The 16,936-nt window shown below is 40.6% G+C and carries 14 protein-coding genes and 1 other RNA gene; 3 read left to right on the top strand and 12 right to left on the bottom strand.

Annotated elements, in window-relative coordinates:
- Positions 1–429: 429 nt before the first annotated feature.
- The 8 genes from AB3N04_RS03530 to AB3N04_RS03565 all read right to left on the bottom strand — a co-directional run bounded on the left by AB3N04_RS03530 (position 430) and on the right by AB3N04_RS03565 (position 9,767).
- On the bottom strand, positions 430–1,446 hold the full coding sequence (locus AB3N04_RS03530; RefSeq protein WP_368504752.1) for a ThiF family adenylyltransferase: 1,017 nt from the start codon (positions 1,444–1,446) through the stop codon (positions 430–432).
- Between the two features lie 13 nt (positions 1,447–1,459).
- On the bottom strand, positions 1,460–2,194 hold the full coding sequence (locus tag AB3N04_RS03535; protein WP_368504753.1) for a DUF92 domain-containing protein: 735 nt from the start codon (positions 2,192–2,194) through the stop codon (positions 1,460–1,462).
- A 50-nt stretch (positions 2,195–2,244) separates the two neighbouring features.
- On the bottom strand, positions 2,245–2,805 hold the full coding sequence (locus AB3N04_RS03540; protein ID WP_368504754.1) for a 5-formyltetrahydrofolate cyclo-ligase: 561 nt from the start codon (positions 2,803–2,805) through the stop codon (positions 2,245–2,247).
- A 188-nt stretch (positions 2,806–2,993) separates the two neighbouring features.
- The gene (gene rpmG, locus AB3N04_RS03545; RefSeq protein WP_317120499.1) at positions 2,994–3,143 is read right to left on the bottom strand and encodes a 50S ribosomal protein L33; all 150 of its coding nucleotides are present in this window, start codon (positions 3,141–3,143) and stop codon (positions 2,994–2,996) included.
- A 113-nt stretch (positions 3,144–3,256) separates the two neighbouring features.
- Positions 3,257–3,925 carry a hypothetical protein gene (locus AB3N04_RS03550; protein ID WP_368504755.1) on the bottom strand — a complete coding sequence of 223 codons (669 nt, stop codon included), beginning with the start codon at positions 3,923–3,925 and terminating at the stop codon, positions 3,257–3,259.
- The gene (locus tag AB3N04_RS03555; protein ID WP_368504756.1) at positions 3,858–6,284 is read right to left on the bottom strand and encodes a sugar phosphate nucleotidyltransferase; all 2,427 of its coding nucleotides are present in this window, start codon (positions 6,282–6,284) and stop codon (positions 3,858–3,860) included. The genes AB3N04_RS03550 and AB3N04_RS03555 overlap by 68 nt, the downstream gene beginning before the upstream one ends.
- Positions 6,285–6,300: 16 nt before the next feature.
- Positions 6,301–9,090, bottom strand: a complete 2,790-nt coding sequence (locus AB3N04_RS03560; RefSeq protein WP_368504757.1) for a 1,4-alpha-glucan branching protein domain-containing protein — start codon at positions 9,088–9,090, stop codon at positions 6,301–6,303.
- A gap of 14 nt (positions 9,091–9,104) precedes the next feature.
- Entirely contained in the window at positions 9,105–9,767 is a 663-nt protein-coding gene (locus tag AB3N04_RS03565; protein ID WP_368504758.1) for a DUF4912 domain-containing protein, read from the bottom strand.
- Positions 9,768–10,120: 353 nt separating this feature from the next.
- Between AB3N04_RS03565 and AB3N04_RS03570 the strand changes: the two genes are divergently transcribed.
- Both AB3N04_RS03570 and AB3N04_RS03575 read left to right on the top strand, forming a co-directional pair.
- Entirely contained in the window at positions 10,121–10,486 is a 366-nt protein-coding gene (locus AB3N04_RS03570) for a hypothetical protein (protein ID WP_317120494.1), read from the top strand.
- Positions 10,487–10,488: 2 nt separating this feature from the next.
- Positions 10,489–11,007, top strand: coding sequence for a hypothetical protein (locus AB3N04_RS03575; RefSeq protein WP_368504759.1), 519 nt, complete (start codon positions 10,489–10,491; stop codon positions 11,005–11,007).
- Positions 11,008–11,042: 35 nt separating this feature from the next.
- Here AB3N04_RS03575 and AB3N04_RS03580 read toward each other — a convergent pair whose 3' ends face one another.
- The 4 genes from AB3N04_RS03580 to AB3N04_RS03595 form a co-directional block, all read right to left on the bottom strand.
- Entirely contained in the window at positions 11,043–13,118 is a 2,076-nt protein-coding gene (locus AB3N04_RS03580) for a penicillin-binding transpeptidase domain-containing protein (RefSeq protein ID WP_368504760.1), read from the bottom strand.
- 75 nt (positions 13,119–13,193) lie between these two features.
- Positions 13,194–13,374, bottom strand: a non-coding RNA gene (gene ssrS, locus AB3N04_RS03585) — 6S RNA.
- Between the two features lie 80 nt (positions 13,375–13,454).
- Complete coding sequence (locus AB3N04_RS03590) at positions 13,455–14,750, bottom strand: MFS transporter (RefSeq protein ID WP_368504761.1); 1,296 nt, start codon at positions 14,748–14,750, stop codon at positions 13,455–13,457.
- 440 nt (positions 14,751–15,190) lie between these two features.
- Positions 15,191–15,799 (bottom strand): superoxide dismutase, encoded by a 609-nt coding sequence (locus tag AB3N04_RS03595; RefSeq protein ID WP_317120490.1) that lies wholly within the window; start codon positions 15,797–15,799, stop codon positions 15,191–15,193.
- A gap of 269 nt (positions 15,800–16,068) precedes the next feature.
- On the opposite strand from AB3N04_RS03595, the gene uppP reads away from it, so the two are divergent.
- Positions 16,069–16,881: an undecaprenyl-diphosphatase UppP gene (uppP, locus tag AB3N04_RS03600; protein ID WP_368504762.1), complete on the top strand. Its 813-nt coding sequence runs from the start codon at positions 16,069–16,071 to the stop codon at positions 16,879–16,881.
- Positions 16,882–16,936: the final 55 nt, after the last annotated feature.

Below are 16,936 nucleotides of genomic sequence, written 5' to 3' on the forward strand. Positions count from 1 at the left end.
ATTACTTTCGTACTTTTATGCTTTTATGCTTTTACGTAGTTAAGTAAATGAATATCCCTATAGTAGATGATCAAATCAAAACCGTCAACAATTTTTTCAGGATAATGTTAAGAAGATAAATGATGGTGAATGATCTGCCACTCGAAAACTTAGGATGGCTATTAGGAGTCGCTCTTTGACTTCGTTTGACTCATCATTGTCTAAGTCGTACAAGTAGTATGTGCGAGATTTTGAAATTATGAGCGAAATGAAGACATATATGAGCGGAATACGGTGGGTATAAGCGACATTTACTCATTTATGTGCGAGATTTGCTTTATATGGGCGAGCTCGAAAGAATATGTGCTCAAGAGCTGATTTATGTGCGCAAACCCTTTCCTCTCACTTATTTATCCATAAGAAAAAGACGGTGCGCAACCGTCTTTCCTGTTAATCTCCAATATATTTACTATACAAGCTTTTTGCTCTTGTTAAATCTTCGGTTCCTTGGATCAGGATGCGCCCATCAGGAAAAATGACAATGCGCTCACCCTCGACTAGTTGTACACGTATTAGAAATGGTGTTTTTTTCACTTCAGCTACTCGTTCTAATCGCTCAGCCCACTCTGTTAAATCCATTTTTGATTGGCGTTGAATTTGAACTGTTTCGCGCCCGCATAAAGTGGTGATATCATCTTCTGATGCATGAAGGGCTGGGTATTCTGCTTTTTGACATGTAGGACAATCCTCTTTTGGCTTAACCATCTTCATATCATATTGATGATTCCCCCATAAATCGAATGTACGTAACGTGTTTCGTAACGCCTTAAGATCACCGATTAAAAACTTCATCGCCTCAACCACTTGATAAGATGCAACAATATCGACCACGGGGCTTATGACGCCAATCGTGTCACATGTTTGACCTTGCGTTTCTCCATTATCAATAAAACAACGGAGGCACGGTGTTTGGCTCGGTATAAATAAAGCAGACATTCCTCTGGCACTTACAGCTCCACCATAGGCAAATGGAATTCCATTTTTAAAGCAGCTGTCATTCAACAGAAAACGAGTCTTGAAGTTATCGGTTCCATCTAAGACCAGGTCGACTTCCTCCATTAAGGACTCAATATTCTCAATCGAAGCATTAGCTACTATCGCTTCTACTTTTACATCAGAATTGATTTTTGAGAGCTTTTCTTTTGCTGCAATTGCTTTGGGCAGATGATTCTTTACATCTTCTTCGTCAAATAACATCTGTCTTTGTAAATTACTTTGTTCCACATAATCGCGATCTACAATTCGAATGCGTCCTACACCTGCTCGTACTAAATGATTCGCTAAAACGGTTCCGAGGGCTCCTACCCCAACCACAAGAACAGTTTGTTCATTTAATTTTTTCTGACCTTCTTCGCCTATAGGCTTAAAAAGCATTTGTCTAGAATAGCGTTCATATGCTTGTTCCATTTATAATCTCTCCTTACAACAAGAGCAAAGCAACTAAAATCCCTAAAAGCGCTCCTGCACTCGTACATGCGATATTTACTAGATCATTATTAAGCCATTTCAATCCTGATACATACTCAGTCTTTCGCCCGCAATGACGCTTAGACTCTGTTTCAACTCCGCATTCCTTACAACGATACATAACTTGCAATGAAGCCCCGATTAACGTATCAATAAAATTCCCTAAAAAGCCGACAACACTCAAGGCAATTAGCAGTAAATGACTATTATAATAGCTGCTCCACCAAGAAAGAATGGCAAAAAAGGAAATCACAAAGCTCCCTGCAAATGCTGCAGCTGATCCGAGGGCCGTTATCGCACCTGATGTACCTGGTTCAACACGCTTCCACGTTAGTACATGAAAGGGACGTTGCCTGCTTAACGTACCAATTTCCGATGCCCATGTATCTGCATTAGCAGCGGCTAAACTCGCAACAAAAGCAAACAGCCATATGGGTGATGGAAAGAGGCCATATAAAAGGGCCATGATAGCTGCCACTCCTCCATTAGCCACTACTTGCCAGGCATCTCTTTGGTCTCCTTTTTCAACGATCTCATTGTCTTTGCGACCTTTCCATAATGAACTCCACATACTTGAGGTAAAAAAGAAAATGGCTAATAACAATAGTCCAAAAAAGCCTAAACCAAAGCTAATCGACCAGCCTACTAAAATAGCCGCAAACACGCCTGACTTAGAGAGCTTTTTCATGTAATAAGCCCCTAAAGCTATGCACAAAACCCCTATGTATAGCCAGAGCATTAGCGGATCACTCCATGAGGGACGATTAAATGATCAATCTGTTGATCATGGTCTTCAATGGGGATGCTCCGAATCACTTGACAATCAAAGGCTAATGCACAGGTTACACCGTTAAAGCCTTCTAAATACGTATCGTAAAACCCACCACCATAGCCCATACGAAAACCTTGGAGATCAAATCCTAGACCAGGTACAATAACAAGATCGATTACGTTTTTCTCTATTTTTTTACAACGATCTTGTATCGGTTCTTTTAGTCCAAAAAATATATCTTCCAAATCGTCAAACGAATAGATTTGATAGAAGCTCATCTCTCTTGTTCCTTTTTTCACCTTGGGTACGACTACTTGTTTGCCGTCTGCCCAAGCATGTTGAATTAACGTTGTCGTATCTACTTCTTTCTCTTTTGAAATCGTCAAACCAATCACTGTAGCCTCTATCCAATAAGGCTGCATCACCAATTGATTTGTCAGTTCATTTGACTGTTGTTTGACTGCTAGATCTGAGAGGTTCTTTAATGATTGTTTGAACATTTTTCTGCATTCTTCTTTGTCATTCATTTAACGGACTCTCCTCCATCCCTACCAGCTAATGCACTCTATATGTAACGCTACCTATGTACGACTAAAGTAAACTTAGGTTTCAGTTTAATTGTATCATAAAAAAAGAGGCTTCCGCAGTTTATGCGAAAACCTCTCCCTTCCTTCCACAGCTTAAACAAAAATAAGCAGTGGAAGAATCCAACTGCTTATTTTGTCTCACGGTGAAGAGTGTGACGCTTTAATCTTGGGCAGTATTTTTTAAGTTCAATACGCTCTGGATTTTCGCGTTTGTTTTTTGTTGTAATGTAGTTACGATCGCCTGTCTCAGTGCAAGCAAGAGTGACTTGTACACGCATCCGATATCCCTCCAAACTTAGCTATAGCTTACTTCATACTTGAATATGATAGCAAATCTACCGAGAGGGATCAAGTGTTTTTTCTTTACAGGATAAAATCTATCACGATTTATTTAATCTTTTTTATGAAACTGTGCAAGAAACGATTCACTTTCGGCCATAGACTGACTGACATGAACCCACTGATCCACACTCGTTTCCTCATTTGCTCTTAGTGTAATCGCTGTTGTAATCGTACTTTCATTCACACGAGCCGAGAGAGGCTGAACAGTTAATTGCCCCTTCTTCTCTTGCCAAACTTTTTCAAGCTCGCCAACAGCGCATTCCGCTGTTGTGGCTTCTGACCCTTTGGCAAATGTCGTTGTATATCGCACTCCGTCATAATGAATGAGCGCTTTTGATAAAGGGGCATAAAAACTCATAGCAGGATCTTTACGATCTAGAAATGGCTTCTGATGCAGTACAACCTTTATCTCTTGTTCTCTTGTAGCGTCATTTCGAATAAACACTTGTCTGTGGTATCCATTATGATTCGAAAGAGCTCGCTCAATCACTGTAACGTGTAAGTGAAATCGAGTTTGGTAAGCTGTGAGTAACTTAATTCCACCTGTTCTACGATAGATGGGAGCAAACCGCCACTCTCCTTCTCTCAACCAACTCGTATGACCTTCTCTCCAAATGCCTATTTCAGAACGAAGGTCATATAATGAATCACTACATGGAAGGGACGGTTGATGTTCTTGTAAGGAGTTGATGTATTTGGTCTGTGTAGTAGTTTGCATGAACTCTTGCCATCTCAGGTTCATCTGCTTGTGCGTAGATCGTAAAGACTGGCTCATTTTGGTCTGGTACAATGTAGGTCCACCCTCCTTCTGGATGACTGACTTTCATCCCTTCAATTAATTCAACTTGTTCTTCTTTCAACGATTCCATCAATGCTCGCATGACCATGCCCTTTTGTTCTGTTTGACATGGCACCTCTTGTTTAAACAAACTTTCATTTGGCAAGCGACTTAAATAGCTCTGAAGCGACTCATCACGTTCACTTAACGTTTGAATTAAATGAGCACAAGCATAGAAAGCGTCATAACAATAGAGTTGAACCGATTGTTCTGCTATCATCATCTCTCTAGCAGATGCTTTCGTTCGAATAACCTTTTTGTCATGTTTAGCAATGTATGCTTCAAGTGAATTGCCACCATATAAAGGAATCGTCACTTGATCTTTATCACTAAAACTCAAGTGCATGTCCACAAATAACGCTAGCTTTTCTTCATCCGTTAAAATGTGCCCGTCCGCAGTCACAAGAGTGAGAAATTCCCCTGTCTCCCCAATAATGATTCCTAATTCAGTATTAGATAGAGTCATAGTTAACGAGATCTCATCTATTTCATAATGACCGGTTGAGACTTCCACTTGGCAGCCAAGCTCCTCTAGTGCATCAGCGAGGAAAGCCGTCGATGTTTTTTCTAGTCCAAACAATGAAAGGTGCGGTCTCTGGCTTTCAATTAGGACCTGGTCTACTTGGTTATATACATGACGAATATAATCGGCATTGAATTGATTGTTGACCTCATACTCACCAACTTGATCGAAAGCGACTCGACGATACGTGTTAAAGGTGACGATTTTATCTATTTCTTTTTGAGTTGAAGTGGAAATTGGGAGACCGTCGGTGTCCATCAACTCTATTACTACTCGTTGATCGTGCCCGACTCGAATATGTGCGCCTCCTAAAAAGTCATGATCCGCAATCGTCTTTCGCATGATCGGAATAGTAGATTTTTCGATATCGACAATATTCATACCAGTTGCTTGTACACTTTGAGCAAGGGATAGTTTTAGAAGTCTCGTAAATGGCTGATCATCTCCAGCAACGAGGAATCTCCCTCCTACTGCTAAATCAGATGCAAAACCAGCCCCTAAACGACTAATATGTTCGGGTGTGATCTCTACATTCGCAACTCCTACTGCACGATGACCTGCTAGTAATGGTTGAGCTGTATCTTGATCATTCCAGATAACAGATTGAGAGATAACTGAACCCTCTTGAATTCTCTTATTTGGCCAAATTTTCATTCCTGGTTGAATGTTTACTTCATCAGCAATATGGCATTGACGCCCAATCACTGCTTGCTCGTAAACGGCCGTCTTACTGCCAATAGTGACTCCGTCGCACACAGTCGCCCCGTTAAGCTCTGTCTTACTACCAACATAGACTCCATCCCAGACCACTGAACGCTTGATCGTAGCAAAATCGGAGATGATTGAGTCTCTCCCAACTACTGAATACTCATCAAGCTTCGCATGTGAACGAATCGTTGAATGAGTGCCGATAAAGGCAGGACCTTGAATATCTGCCCCCTCCTCAATCGTTGCAAACTCATTTACCCATACACCTGGTTGAATCTCGCTCCCAGCAATTGTTGCACGGACATCACGATTTAAAAGGTCCATATGAGCTTGACGGTATTGATCAAGGTTTCCTATATCAGACCAATATCCTTTGGCTGCATACCCATAAATCCCTGCTTTCTCTTCTAAAACCTTAGGGAAAACATCCTTACTGAAGTCAACAGGCTTATCCGCTTCGATGTATGTGAAGATGCTTGGGTCCATTACATAGATCCCTGTATTTACGGTGTCACTAAATACTTCACTTAAACTTGGTTTCTCAAGAAAACGAACAATCTCATCATCTTGGTTGGTCATGATCACTCCAAACTCAAGAGGGCATGGCACTTGCTTCATAAAAATTGAAACAAGAGCATCTTTTTCTTCATGAAAATCAATTCCCGCTTGTAAATCAAAATCTGTTAGAGCATCACCGCTCACAACGATAAAGGGCTCATCCAAAAATGCTTCTGCTTGTTTAACACTACCAGCGGTTCCTAGTGGCTCTGTTTCTTCAAAGTAAGTTAAGTGAACACCAAACTCTTGACCATCACCAAAATAGTCACGAATTTCATCAGGTAAATAGTGTACGGTAACCGCAATTTCTGTAATCCCATGTTGTTTTAAAAGCTCAATACTATATTGCATAACCGGTTTTTGCAAAAGTGGAACCATTGGTTTTGGTAACTGACATGTTAATGGACGTAATCTTGTTCCTTTTCCTCCTGCCATAATGACACCTTTCACTTAACTCCGCCTCCTTTTAATTCGCCGCCACTAGTTGTCCGGCTAAACACATTTCAAACTCTCTCTCTGTTTGCTTTGCAATTGCACCCCAGTCAAACTTCGTCTCTACATCACGCAAGCCTTGTGTTGCTAAGCCCTCACGTGAGATTGGGTGATTATATAAAAACATCACTTGAGCTACTAGGCTCTCTCTATCCCCCGGGATCATTTTCAAGCCATTCTCCCCATGTTGAATGATCGATGAAAGGCCTCCGACATCAGAAACAATGGTTGGTTTCCCAGCTGCCATTCCCTCAAGAGCAACAATTCCAAACGGCTCATACAAGCTAGGGAAGATAGCGGCATCTGCTTTTGTAAACCATTTATTGCGCTCTTCATCAGAGATAAAGCCGAGAAATATCACATACTCTTCTAAATTGCGAAGCCTTACTTGTTCTTGATACTCTCTTAACATTGGACCTTTTCCTGCTAGTACAAATTGAACTCGGGTTCCTCTTTCACGAAGTAACTCAGCGGCATCGATAACGGTTTGAAACCCTTTCTCTTTTACCATTCGACCTACTGTGAAAACGGTAAATCTTTCATTTGGTTCAATTTGAACCGAAGGCTCTTTAATGGAGCGTATCAACTCTAAATCAACACCATTTGGGATAACACTCACCTTTTCTTCTGGCAGAGAGAAAATCGTTTGCAGTTCATTTTTCATATAGTCGCTACAAACGACGACTCGGTCTGCTTCATATGTGAGCTCCCACTCTTTTTGATTAATCTCATATTGAAGCTCTGAATGAATTCCATTATTACGGCCATGCTCTGTTGCATGAATGGTTGCTAATAACGGTACCTTCAAGGATGTTTTTAATGCTTTAGCGGCTACACCTACTAACCAATCATGAGCATGAATCACATCGAATTGCTCTGTTCGACTTAGCTTTTCACCATAGAAAGCCATCGCTACATTCAAACTACCAACCCAGTCAAAAAACGTATTCGCTTCAGGTTGTAGCCCACTTATTCGATGAACATGGACACCCTGATTCGTCTCATATGCCGGATAACCATCAACAGCTGAGGTTAAGACATGAACGGTGTGCCCATCTTGAACAAGAGCACGCGATAGATCATACACATGACGCGATAACCCTCCAACCATCATCGGCGGGAATTCCCAACTGAGCATTAATATCGTTCTTCCTTTTCGGACTAGTGGTGTGTTCTTGCGACGATTTTGGACAAAGGAATCATGTTTTGAGAGAAAGACAGTTTCATCAATCTCTTTTAAAAATGGATAGGCTTGCTCTTGTGCACCAAGCCATAATGTATCTAATTGTTTAGTGAACAAACGATCTTTTAAGCGGTCAAACCGATTAACATGGGTATGGAATCTCTCTTTTGCGTAGTTCACTGCGCTATCGCCATCTACAATAAAAGCCCAATCACTACTTGCTGCAAGCATCCACTCGCGAATCATCTGCTTAATCGCACGCGTTTCAAGAGGTGTAGGACTGCTATGCAAAGCAACTACTGCTGCTATATCTTGTTCGAGTCGATGCAAATGACGATACATATAATCATTTTTGGGGTTTAACCAAACGTCTCCGTACCCGTCTCTTCCCCAGGTGGCATACGAGATGTGGCATGTATCAAAGTCTTGAAAGTGACGGTCAATATACGTTTCAGGACTAACAAAAGAGACCGTTTGATTTGCTTTTTCTAACACTTTTCCAATCCATTCTGGCCCTTCAAACCACCAATGACCAAATAACTCAGCGTCAAAAGGAGCGACCATATAATAAGGTGGAAAGGCTTGGGTTGCATGTTCCCCACCATATTCTTCTAGACTCTTAAGGTAATGACTTGCATGTGCATTGATTTTTTGTTCTGCCCACTCTCTGTTATAAGCCTCTTTCTCTTCTGTTGACCCTGTTACCCGGTAGTATTTGAGTCCTGTATCGACACGAATGCCATCTTCATGCACATAGGATTCAATGTAGTCCCAATCGCGCTCATAGCCGATGTCACGATAAAATTCACGATAATCTGGATCTCCCGGATACCCTAGCGTAGAGCTCCATACTTTACTAGAAAGTTCAGTATGACGCGGGAATAAAATCAACCCATGTGGTGAGTAAATAGGTGCACCTGAATCTTTGCTTGGCTTAGGATCAGCACTTAGGATCGTATGCTCATCGACAAAGGTGTATCGAATACCCTCCTCCATCAAAATACGATCAAGGCCAGGTGCATACGCACATTCAGGAAGCCAAAATCCTCTCGGTTTAAAACCAAAATGGGATTCAAATGCTTGAATACCTTCTCGTATTTGAGAACGGAGCGCTGCTTTCGTTTTTACATACGGTAGGAATGCGTGAGTAGCAGCTGAGGTCATTAATGTGACGTAACCTTGTTCGTTTAATTGTTTGTATGCTTTCAACACATTTTTATCCCAGTTGAGGAAAGTTTCTCGAATTTTTCGATATCTTTTTTGATAGAATGGAATGAGCGAATTGAAGGACTGATCCTCTTCTAAAAACGTTGCTTCTTTTCTAAGAAGCTCTTCGGTTTTGAGTAAGTAATGAAGATATCGCTCTTGCATAAGCGGATCTGCTAGCATCTCCATTAGCGGCGGTGTAAATGAAATGGTGATCCCATCTTTAACTTTCCCCGCTTCAATTGCCCATAACAGGGGGATATACGTTTCAGTCATTGCCTCAAAAAGCCATCTTTCTTCTAATCGATTTTCTTCTTCATGTCTGACATAAGGTAAGTGGGCATGAAGGACAAATGAAAAGTAACCATTACTCAAAGTAATTCTCCTCCTTATTTCGTCGACTCATAATATGAATACGTACTAAAATGCTCTAACCATTCTGGCTCACTTGCTAGTCCTCCTTGCCACTTTTGAACAGCTTCTTGATAGTGACCTTTCATGCTCTCTTTTATTCTTGGCGTGTCGATCGGGTTCGAGCGAATGACACTAAAGAAGTGGTGTTCACTTGTCTTAACACCTAAATCAACGATGAACGTTCGGTTTTCTTCTAATCCATGAAAATACCAATTGTTAGTCATTTCTGGAATCTCCATTTCTACAAAACGATGTGCATTGTGACCGTTAAAAAGAATCGCCGTCACATCATATAACCTTAATACCTTGGTTAGTTCGTGCCATGGTGTTCTAAATTGATGCTCAATTATTCTTCTTGTTACCTCTCTTGTTTCCCAGAAGGCATAGAGACTACTTGGTCCCCTCGGAAGAAGCATCACCTCATCCCGATCATATGAGGCTGCTAATGGTTTGATTTCTTCCACTGATACGATTGGTGGTTGCACTGCTTTTGGTGGTTCCACTGCTTTTTCTCCCCCTGCTTCTTCTTGATGTTTTTGGAAGCGGTATTGAACCTTTCCAACAGTTGTTCCGAGTTCTTTTGCGATCTTTCGAAAAGAAAATCCTTTTTCTCGTAATGCTAAAATGTCTTGTATCACTTCAACACCTCCAGGATGAATGCCTTATGCATAAATGAAAAAAACGTTGCATATCTTGTTACATTAATCATACCGACCTTAAATTCCCCGGACAAGCAGGGTAAAATGTCTGTTTTTGTCATACACTTGAGCTATCTATGCTTCGTCCTCACAAAAAAATTTTTCGCCTTATTTCGCTAGCTTTTGCTGTCGTTTCGTCGTGTCGATTCATGCGAACAAAGGGCGTATCGCGCTTATGTAAACGCTTCACTCAATAATTGTCGAGGAAGTAGGACGAAAACCACTTTTTTAAGTCTGTTTTCTATGTGTATAATAGAAAAGAAAAATAGTTTTATAGAGGGAAGGGTTGTAAGATGATCGAATGGACTATCATGATTCTCTTAGTAATCGCCATCCTCCTTTTTGTGTTATCTTTCTTTCGAAAAGACAAGGCAACAGAAGTGGAACGGCAGATGGAGAACTTTTCGATTACGCTCATGCAAGAGATCTATCAATTAAAGAAAAAGATTCGTATTTTAGAAGAAGAACTTTTAGTGAGTAGTGACCAAGCTCCCACTAAAGCACGTTCTGCTTCTACACAAAAACTCCAAGCTGAGGTAGAATCCTTGCATCAAAAAGGGTACACACTCGAAATCATTTCTGAGAAGACCGGCTTAACGCCTCTTGAAGTGGAACGTATCCTTGATTCAAGCACTCCAACGGCTGCAAGGGGGCAATAACGATGTCACCACATGCTCTTAAAGGATTAGCTGGCGGTATTGTTCTTGCAACAGGAATCATTTGGGTAACGCAAGCCTTCTCACCTGAAGCAACAGTCGAACCAATTACAATTGTTGAACAACAAGAGTTAGAGGTCTCTGAAATGATGGCTGCCTTACAAGAACAAGGTTATTACGTCTCAGCAGAAGAACCTGAGATAGAGGCAACAGAGGTTGAGGAAATACCTGCAGAAGAATTAGAAGAACAGCCGACCGAAGAAGAAGCTCCAGAGGTTGATGAAGACTTACCAGATTCAGTAACGGTTGAAACAGTTAATGTTTACTCGATGACTCTTGTGATTTCACAAGGGACAAGTTCTCACGATGTTGCGAATCAATTAGAACAAGCTAACATTATTGATAGCGCGAGTGAGTTCCTACGCTACCTTGATCGTAATAACTTAGCTGAGAAAGTTCGTGCTGGTGAGTTTGACGTGAATAGTGCAATGAGTTACCAAGATATCGCGAACCGCATCACGTAAAAAAAAGCTTGCTACATCACTGTAGCAAGCTTTTTTTATTCATCCTCTATTTCTTCAAGTATCGGCTCATCCGCTTTAATGGGACCATTACGCTCTTCTTTTAAATCAAAATACTCATCAAGCATCTTTTTACCGATACTTTGAGCAAAGTTAGCACGATTATCAACTACAGTATCTGGTACGACAATGGCGAATGCAACCTCAGGATTATCATAAGGAGCATAACCGACCATTATTTGGTTGTTACCATTTTTAAGCTGGCGGTTTGCACCTGTACCTACTGCAACCCTTACCTGAGCTGTACCTGTTTTACCTGCCGGATTGTAAGAAGTATTTCTAAATGTTCCAGCCGCCGTACCTTGTGATCCGTTCATCACCTGGTAAAAACCTTGTTGAACGCGATTAAGATCGGCATCAGACATATCCACTCGATTCAGGATGGTCGGCTCAAATTTATGCAAAACGGCACCTGGCTGGTCTGGTACAACGCTAGGTTCTCTAACTTCAGATACAAGTCGTGGTTTAACACGATAGCCATCGTTTGCAATCGTTGAGACATATTGTGCAAGTTGCATTGGTGTATACGTATCAAATTGTCCAATCATGAAATCGAGAAAGTTACCTGGATCCTGTAACGCCCCTTGATATCCTGTTGAACTACCAGGTAGATCAATTCCTGTTTCTGCGCCTAGTCCAAATTGATTGAAATAGTAACGCGTTTCATCTAAAGCTTCAAGCGTTCTTGACGTATTAAACGTTCGACTTGAACCATAGTTAAATCCTGCCATTTTCATAGCAATTTCAAACATATAAACGTTTGAAGACCTCTCTAAGGCCTTGATATCATTTACATATCCCATAGGTGTGTAAGAACGTTTAGGTTGAGTGCTACCCGGAAGATAAATTGGGCGGTCAAATAAGGTTTGACCTGGACTTATTACACCCGTCTCGTAGCCCGTTAAGACGGAGGCACCCTTTACAGCTGAACCCATGACAAATGTGTTCGTCACATTCCCAATCTGATCTTTTGGTTCTCCATCTTTATAACCAGACATAGCCAGAATATCACCCGTCTGTGGGTCCATCATGACTGCATACGCCGTGCGCTCATTAATGAACTCACTTCTTCCTCTATTAATTTCTTCGGATATAATTTCATCAAGCTTTTGCTGCATTTCCATATCAAGTGTCAAAACTAAGTCGTTTCCGCGTTGTCCTGGCTGTTCATTTACAGAACGCTCTATCTCGCCACCAGTGGACGTTGTAATACTTTCCATCACTGCTTTTTGTCCACGCAAAACATCTTCATACTCTGTTTCTAAATAGCTTGTTCCGATTATATCAGACCGGTCGTAGCCTCTTGATAAATAATAGTCAAGTTGCTCTCGTGGAATCGAGCCAGTTCTACCAAATATCGTTTTAAACGCTTCACCATATACATAGTTACGACGTGAATCACGTAAAATATCAATACCTGGCAACTGATCTAAGTTTTCACTAATAATATTGGCTTCTTCGTCTGTAATTCCGCGTTTAATTCGTTGCGGAGTATTTGCATACCCACGTGACATTTCTCTAAATATCGCCATAACGCGCTCATCTTGCTCTGAGAGTTCTGCTAGAAGTTCATCTGTAATGCGATCAATTTCTAGTTGATACTCTTCAGATGGGCCCTCTAACTGACTTCTTTCTTCTTGCGTCACTAATTCAAAACGTCTTTCTCTATCTTGAAGCAATAACCAAAAGTCTTTTCGATCTCGTTCAGTGATGCGACTTGTATCAACGTCAATTAATTCAGATAAGTCTCTTGCGACTTCAAGCATCGTTTCAGAGGACGTTCCTCTAGATGGATTCGTATATGTAACAGATAGCTCTAATTGATTGTCTACAACGGTATGACCGTAACGATCAAGCATCAAACCACGAGGTGCATCGATTCTGGCTGTCGTTTGGCTTGTCCGGTCTATTATTTTTTCAAAGTCTTCCCCTTGTACAATTTGCACCATGCCAAGTCGTAAGATCAAAGCTGAAAAAAGAATGAAAACGGCCAAGAATAACATATTAAGTCTCGCTGGAACATGTCCTTTTTTCTTCAATTTATTTTTCCCCATACACAAATCCCCTCATAACTTATGTGTATACATGACAATAGACACCTAAGTAGGTGTCTAATTCTCACTTTAAAATATATACCCGCGTATGCCGTTGCTTCAGTTGTTTCATGAACCTACTTCAGTAGGTGGGTGTTCGCAGAAATAGTTTCAGCGTCCAGAACAAGCTGGCTTGCTGTTACCATTTCGATGTAGAACTCCCTTTTAAAACACAAGGTTCGAAACAATAAGAAGCTCACTAACACGGCAGGCAATCTGTTTTTTAAGTTAAACTCATTATATCATAATGAAGTAGCTTGTCAAAAGAATTGAATATCAATTCACGATGTCGACACATTAAACTGTTGTCCCACCTGTGCTGCCTCCATCGCCATTTTTCTGACGTGCAAAACTGTAACTTTCTCCCCCATTTGGTTTTGAAAAACGTACATGTCGCACGAAGAAATAAATAAGGAAATGGCCAATACCAAGAATCATTAATACAACAGGTATGCTCTTTTCCTCAGGGAACAAAAGGATCGCTACAATGAATGTTAGGACCGATACAATCCGACCACTATTTAAAAACACTTCACGTACGACGATGTATTCAATTCTCATCTCTGCTGCCTTCCACCCTTTTCCGATCACATCATACGTAAGTGAAATATATGGAACTAATAACATTGGATAAGCAATCGAAATTACTACTCCATACATGATCAATTTCGCAAAAGATAAATCAAAGACGATTAGGTAGATAGCTGCATACAAAATCGATCCCCCAATTAAAATTGATTTCTTCCTAAAGCTTGGCTTAATCAGGCGCGTAGCAGCATAATAGGCAATAAATTGGACAGCAGAAGCTATTAATCCATAGGTTCCAATCGCCAGCTCGCTACCCGTTACGATATATACCCAGACCACAATGACAAATATAAACGTACCTTCACGCAATCCTTGAAAGAAATTAGCATGTAAGATATGCCTCCAATTCGGATTCTTCTTTCGCTCAGCTAAAATTCTTCTAAAGAAGAATTTCCCTTCTGCTGCTCGTCGTTTTAATAAAAAGCTCATTAAAACAGCCACAACAAACAGGCTTAATGAAATCCCAAAGATGACCGAGTACCCCGTAAATTTCTCCATTCTCGTAATAATATAACCAGAGACAATCGGTCCAATCATCCCAGCAAATGATGTTAGGAGGCCAAGAAATCCATTGAAGAAATCACGTGTTTCTGGCTCAGTAATTTCAAACGTTAATACATTAAAAGCTAACCAATAAAAACCAAATCCAATTCCAAGTAAAGCCCCTAGAATAATTAAGTAATGGTTTGCTACATCTCCTAATAATAAAACTGTTGTATAAAAACCAGATAACGAGATAACCCCAAGCCGCAGCACGATCACCCGGTCAATTTTCTTAGCCCATCTCCCCGCTAAAATAAACGTCAAAGGCTGAAAAATAACGGCTGTTAGATTGTAGAGAGCTAAGTCAATAAATTCCCCTGATTGCTTCCACAAATAGACGTTCACGAACGTGTTTGATAGCGCAATACTCAGTGCATACAATCCTCCTATTGTGAGAAGAAGGACCAAATCCCTTGTAACCTCTATATCGCCGATCAATTTCTGAATTACGGACTTCTTCACCGACTCCACCACCTTACTCAGTAGTGTGTCTTAACAAAAATCCGTTATGCAGATAAAAGCGGAAATGGCTGTTTACGAACGACAAGTCCTGGATGGCCGTTAATAAGAGGTCGGCTTTTGACCTCGTTTAACGGACGGAAGGAACCTTGATCGAGTATCCATTGAAGCTAGATCTAGATAAGATAAAAGCGGATATGGCTTGTATAGCTAAAATGGTGTTATGTACGTATTTCCATGTCTTATGTGCGTAAATGTTCATATATGTGCAGCATTGATTGATTTATGGGCGGATTTTTAATTTTAGGAGCGAAAAACGGTTTATATGTGCGAAGGCCTGTTATATGTGCGAATTACTGATAATATGTGCGAACCTAACCCTCTCCCCCTCCCACCCCTACAAAATAAAAAGCAAAGCCACTGGGGCTTTGCTTTTTGAAACATTATTTAGCTTCTTCGTAACGCTTTGCCACTTCGTCCCATTTAACTACATTCCAGAATGCGTTAATGTAATCAGGGCGACGGTTTTGATAGTTAAGGTAGTATGCATGCTCCCATACGTCAAGTCCTAGAATTGGTGTTTTACCTTCCATTAGTGGAGTATCTTGGTTTGGAGTACTTGTAATAGCAAGTTTTCCGCCATCAACGATTAACCATGCCCAACCAGATCCAAAACGGCTAGCACCTGCATCTGCAAACTTTTCTTTGAATGCTTCAAAGCTACCGAATTCTTCGTTGATTGCATTCGCTAATTCGCCAGTTGGTGTGCCTCCACCATTCGGGCAAAGGATTTGCCAGAAGAATGTGTGGTTAGCATGTCCGCCACCGTTGTTACGTACTGCACCACGAATGTCTTCAGGTACTGCATCAAGGTTACTTACAAGCTCTTCAATGCTTTTACCTTGAAGGTCATCATGTCCTTCAAGAGCTGCGTTAAGCTTTGTTACGTAAGTGTTGTGATGCTTCCCGTGGTGGATATTCATTGTTTGCTCATCAATATGAGGTTCTAGAGCATTTGCTGCGTAAGGTAATTGTGGTAATTCGTAAGCCATTTCAAAATCTCCTCCTTATAATGAATACAATTGTAACTTGGGACGTTCTTTCCCCAAAAGGCCAAAGACTTAATCAACAAGAATGTTTCCTAAGTCTGTCCGTCTCCTACATTACCAAAATCTTCACTTTCTTGCAATAAAAAAGACTTGTTGAATCACAAATACCGTGACATCTATACGATACCCTACATGCCTGATAATAAACGAGAGATTCATAAAAGTTCCACTTGTCCCATATGATGAATTAACTCGTTTAAAAGGAGGCTATTATGTCTTGGTTAGAAGCGTTGTTCATTGGCTTTATACAAGGGATCTCAGAATTTTTACCGATCTCAAGTAGTGCTCATCTTGTTATTTTTGAGAAGATACTTCACATAAATACAGGCGATGTCGATTTAACTTTTGAAGTTTTTTTACATGTAGCATCTCTTCTAGCTGTGCTTTTATATTTTAGAGAGGATTTATTAAACCTCGTTAAGGGCTCCCTTTCATACATTATTAAAAAAGACGTAAACCAGGCGGGGCATTTTCGTTTTGTAAGCTTAATGCTTGTTTCAACTGTTATTACCATGATCGTTGGAAAATTACTTGAAGAATGGCTTGCTGATTCAATTACCAATACAGCGACAATTGGGGCTGCTCTAATCATTACAGGGATCTTTTTAATTTTAATTGAGCACGGGGTCTCACAAGGGATGCGTGGACCAAGTGAAATGACGTGGAAGCATGCGATCTTTATTGGTCTAGGGCAAGCTCTCGCGGTTATTCCAGGTATCTCTCGTGCAGGTAGTACCCTCGTTGCAGCATTATGGTGCGGCTTAAGTAAAGAAACAGCATTACGTTATTCTTTTTTACTTTCAATCCCAATCATCACTGGAATTACGCTCTTAAAACTGCCTGAGCTTATCGGACAATTTTCGCATGGTATAAATAATGAATTATGGATTGCCTTTATCTCATCTTTTATCTTTGCTCTTATTGGAATCAAATGGCTCATTTCAATGGTCCAACAAGCTAAGCTTAGCTATTTTGCCGTTTACTGTGTTTCCCTCGGATTAGTCACTTGGATCTTTTTAACATAACAAAAAGGCAGCTAAATATCAGCTGCCTTTTTTATGTACTCAATCATTAAGTTCA

The sequence above is a fragment of the Alkalihalophilus sp. As8PL genome, from assembly GCF_040939795.1.
Lineage (GTDB): Bacteria > Bacillota > Bacilli > Bacillales > Bacillaceae_D > Alkalihalophilus > Alkalihalophilus lindianensis.

Excerpts from the sequence above, each read along its gene's own strand:
- AB3N04_RS03570 (WP_317120494.1), top strand. The coding sequence starts at position 10,121 with ATGATCGAATGGACTATCATGATTCTCTTAGTAATCGCCATCCTCCTT.
- AB3N04_RS03595 (WP_317120490.1), bottom strand. The coding sequence starts at position 15,799 with ATGGCTTACGAATTACCACAATTACCTTACGCAGCAAATGCTCTAGAA.
- rpmG (WP_317120499.1), bottom strand. The coding sequence starts at position 3,143 with ATGCGTGTACAAGTCACTCTTGCTTGCACTGAGACAGGCGATCGTAAC.
- uppP (WP_368504762.1), top strand. The coding sequence starts at position 16,069 with ATGTCTTGGTTAGAAGCGTTGTTCATTGGCTTTATACAAGGGATCTCA.
- AB3N04_RS03530 (WP_368504752.1), bottom strand. The coding sequence starts at position 1,446 with ATGGAACAAGCATATGAACGCTATTCTAGACAAATGCTTTTTAAGCCT.
- AB3N04_RS03575 (WP_368504759.1), top strand. The coding sequence starts at position 10,489 with ATGTCACCACATGCTCTTAAAGGATTAGCTGGCGGTATTGTTCTTGCA.
- AB3N04_RS03580 (WP_368504760.1), bottom strand. The coding sequence starts at position 13,118 with ATGGGGAAAAATAAATTGAAGAAAAAAGGACATGTTCCAGCGAGACTT.
- AB3N04_RS03540 (WP_368504754.1), bottom strand. The coding sequence starts at position 2,805 with ATGAATGACAAAGAAGAATGCAGAAAAATGTTCAAACAATCATTAAAG.
- AB3N04_RS03535 (WP_368504753.1), bottom strand. The coding sequence starts at position 2,194 with ATGAAAAAGCTCTCTAAGTCAGGCGTGTTTGCGGCTATTTTAGTAGGC.
- AB3N04_RS03550 (WP_368504755.1), bottom strand. The coding sequence starts at position 3,925 with ATGCAAACTACTACACAGACCAAATACATCAACTCCTTACAAGAACAT.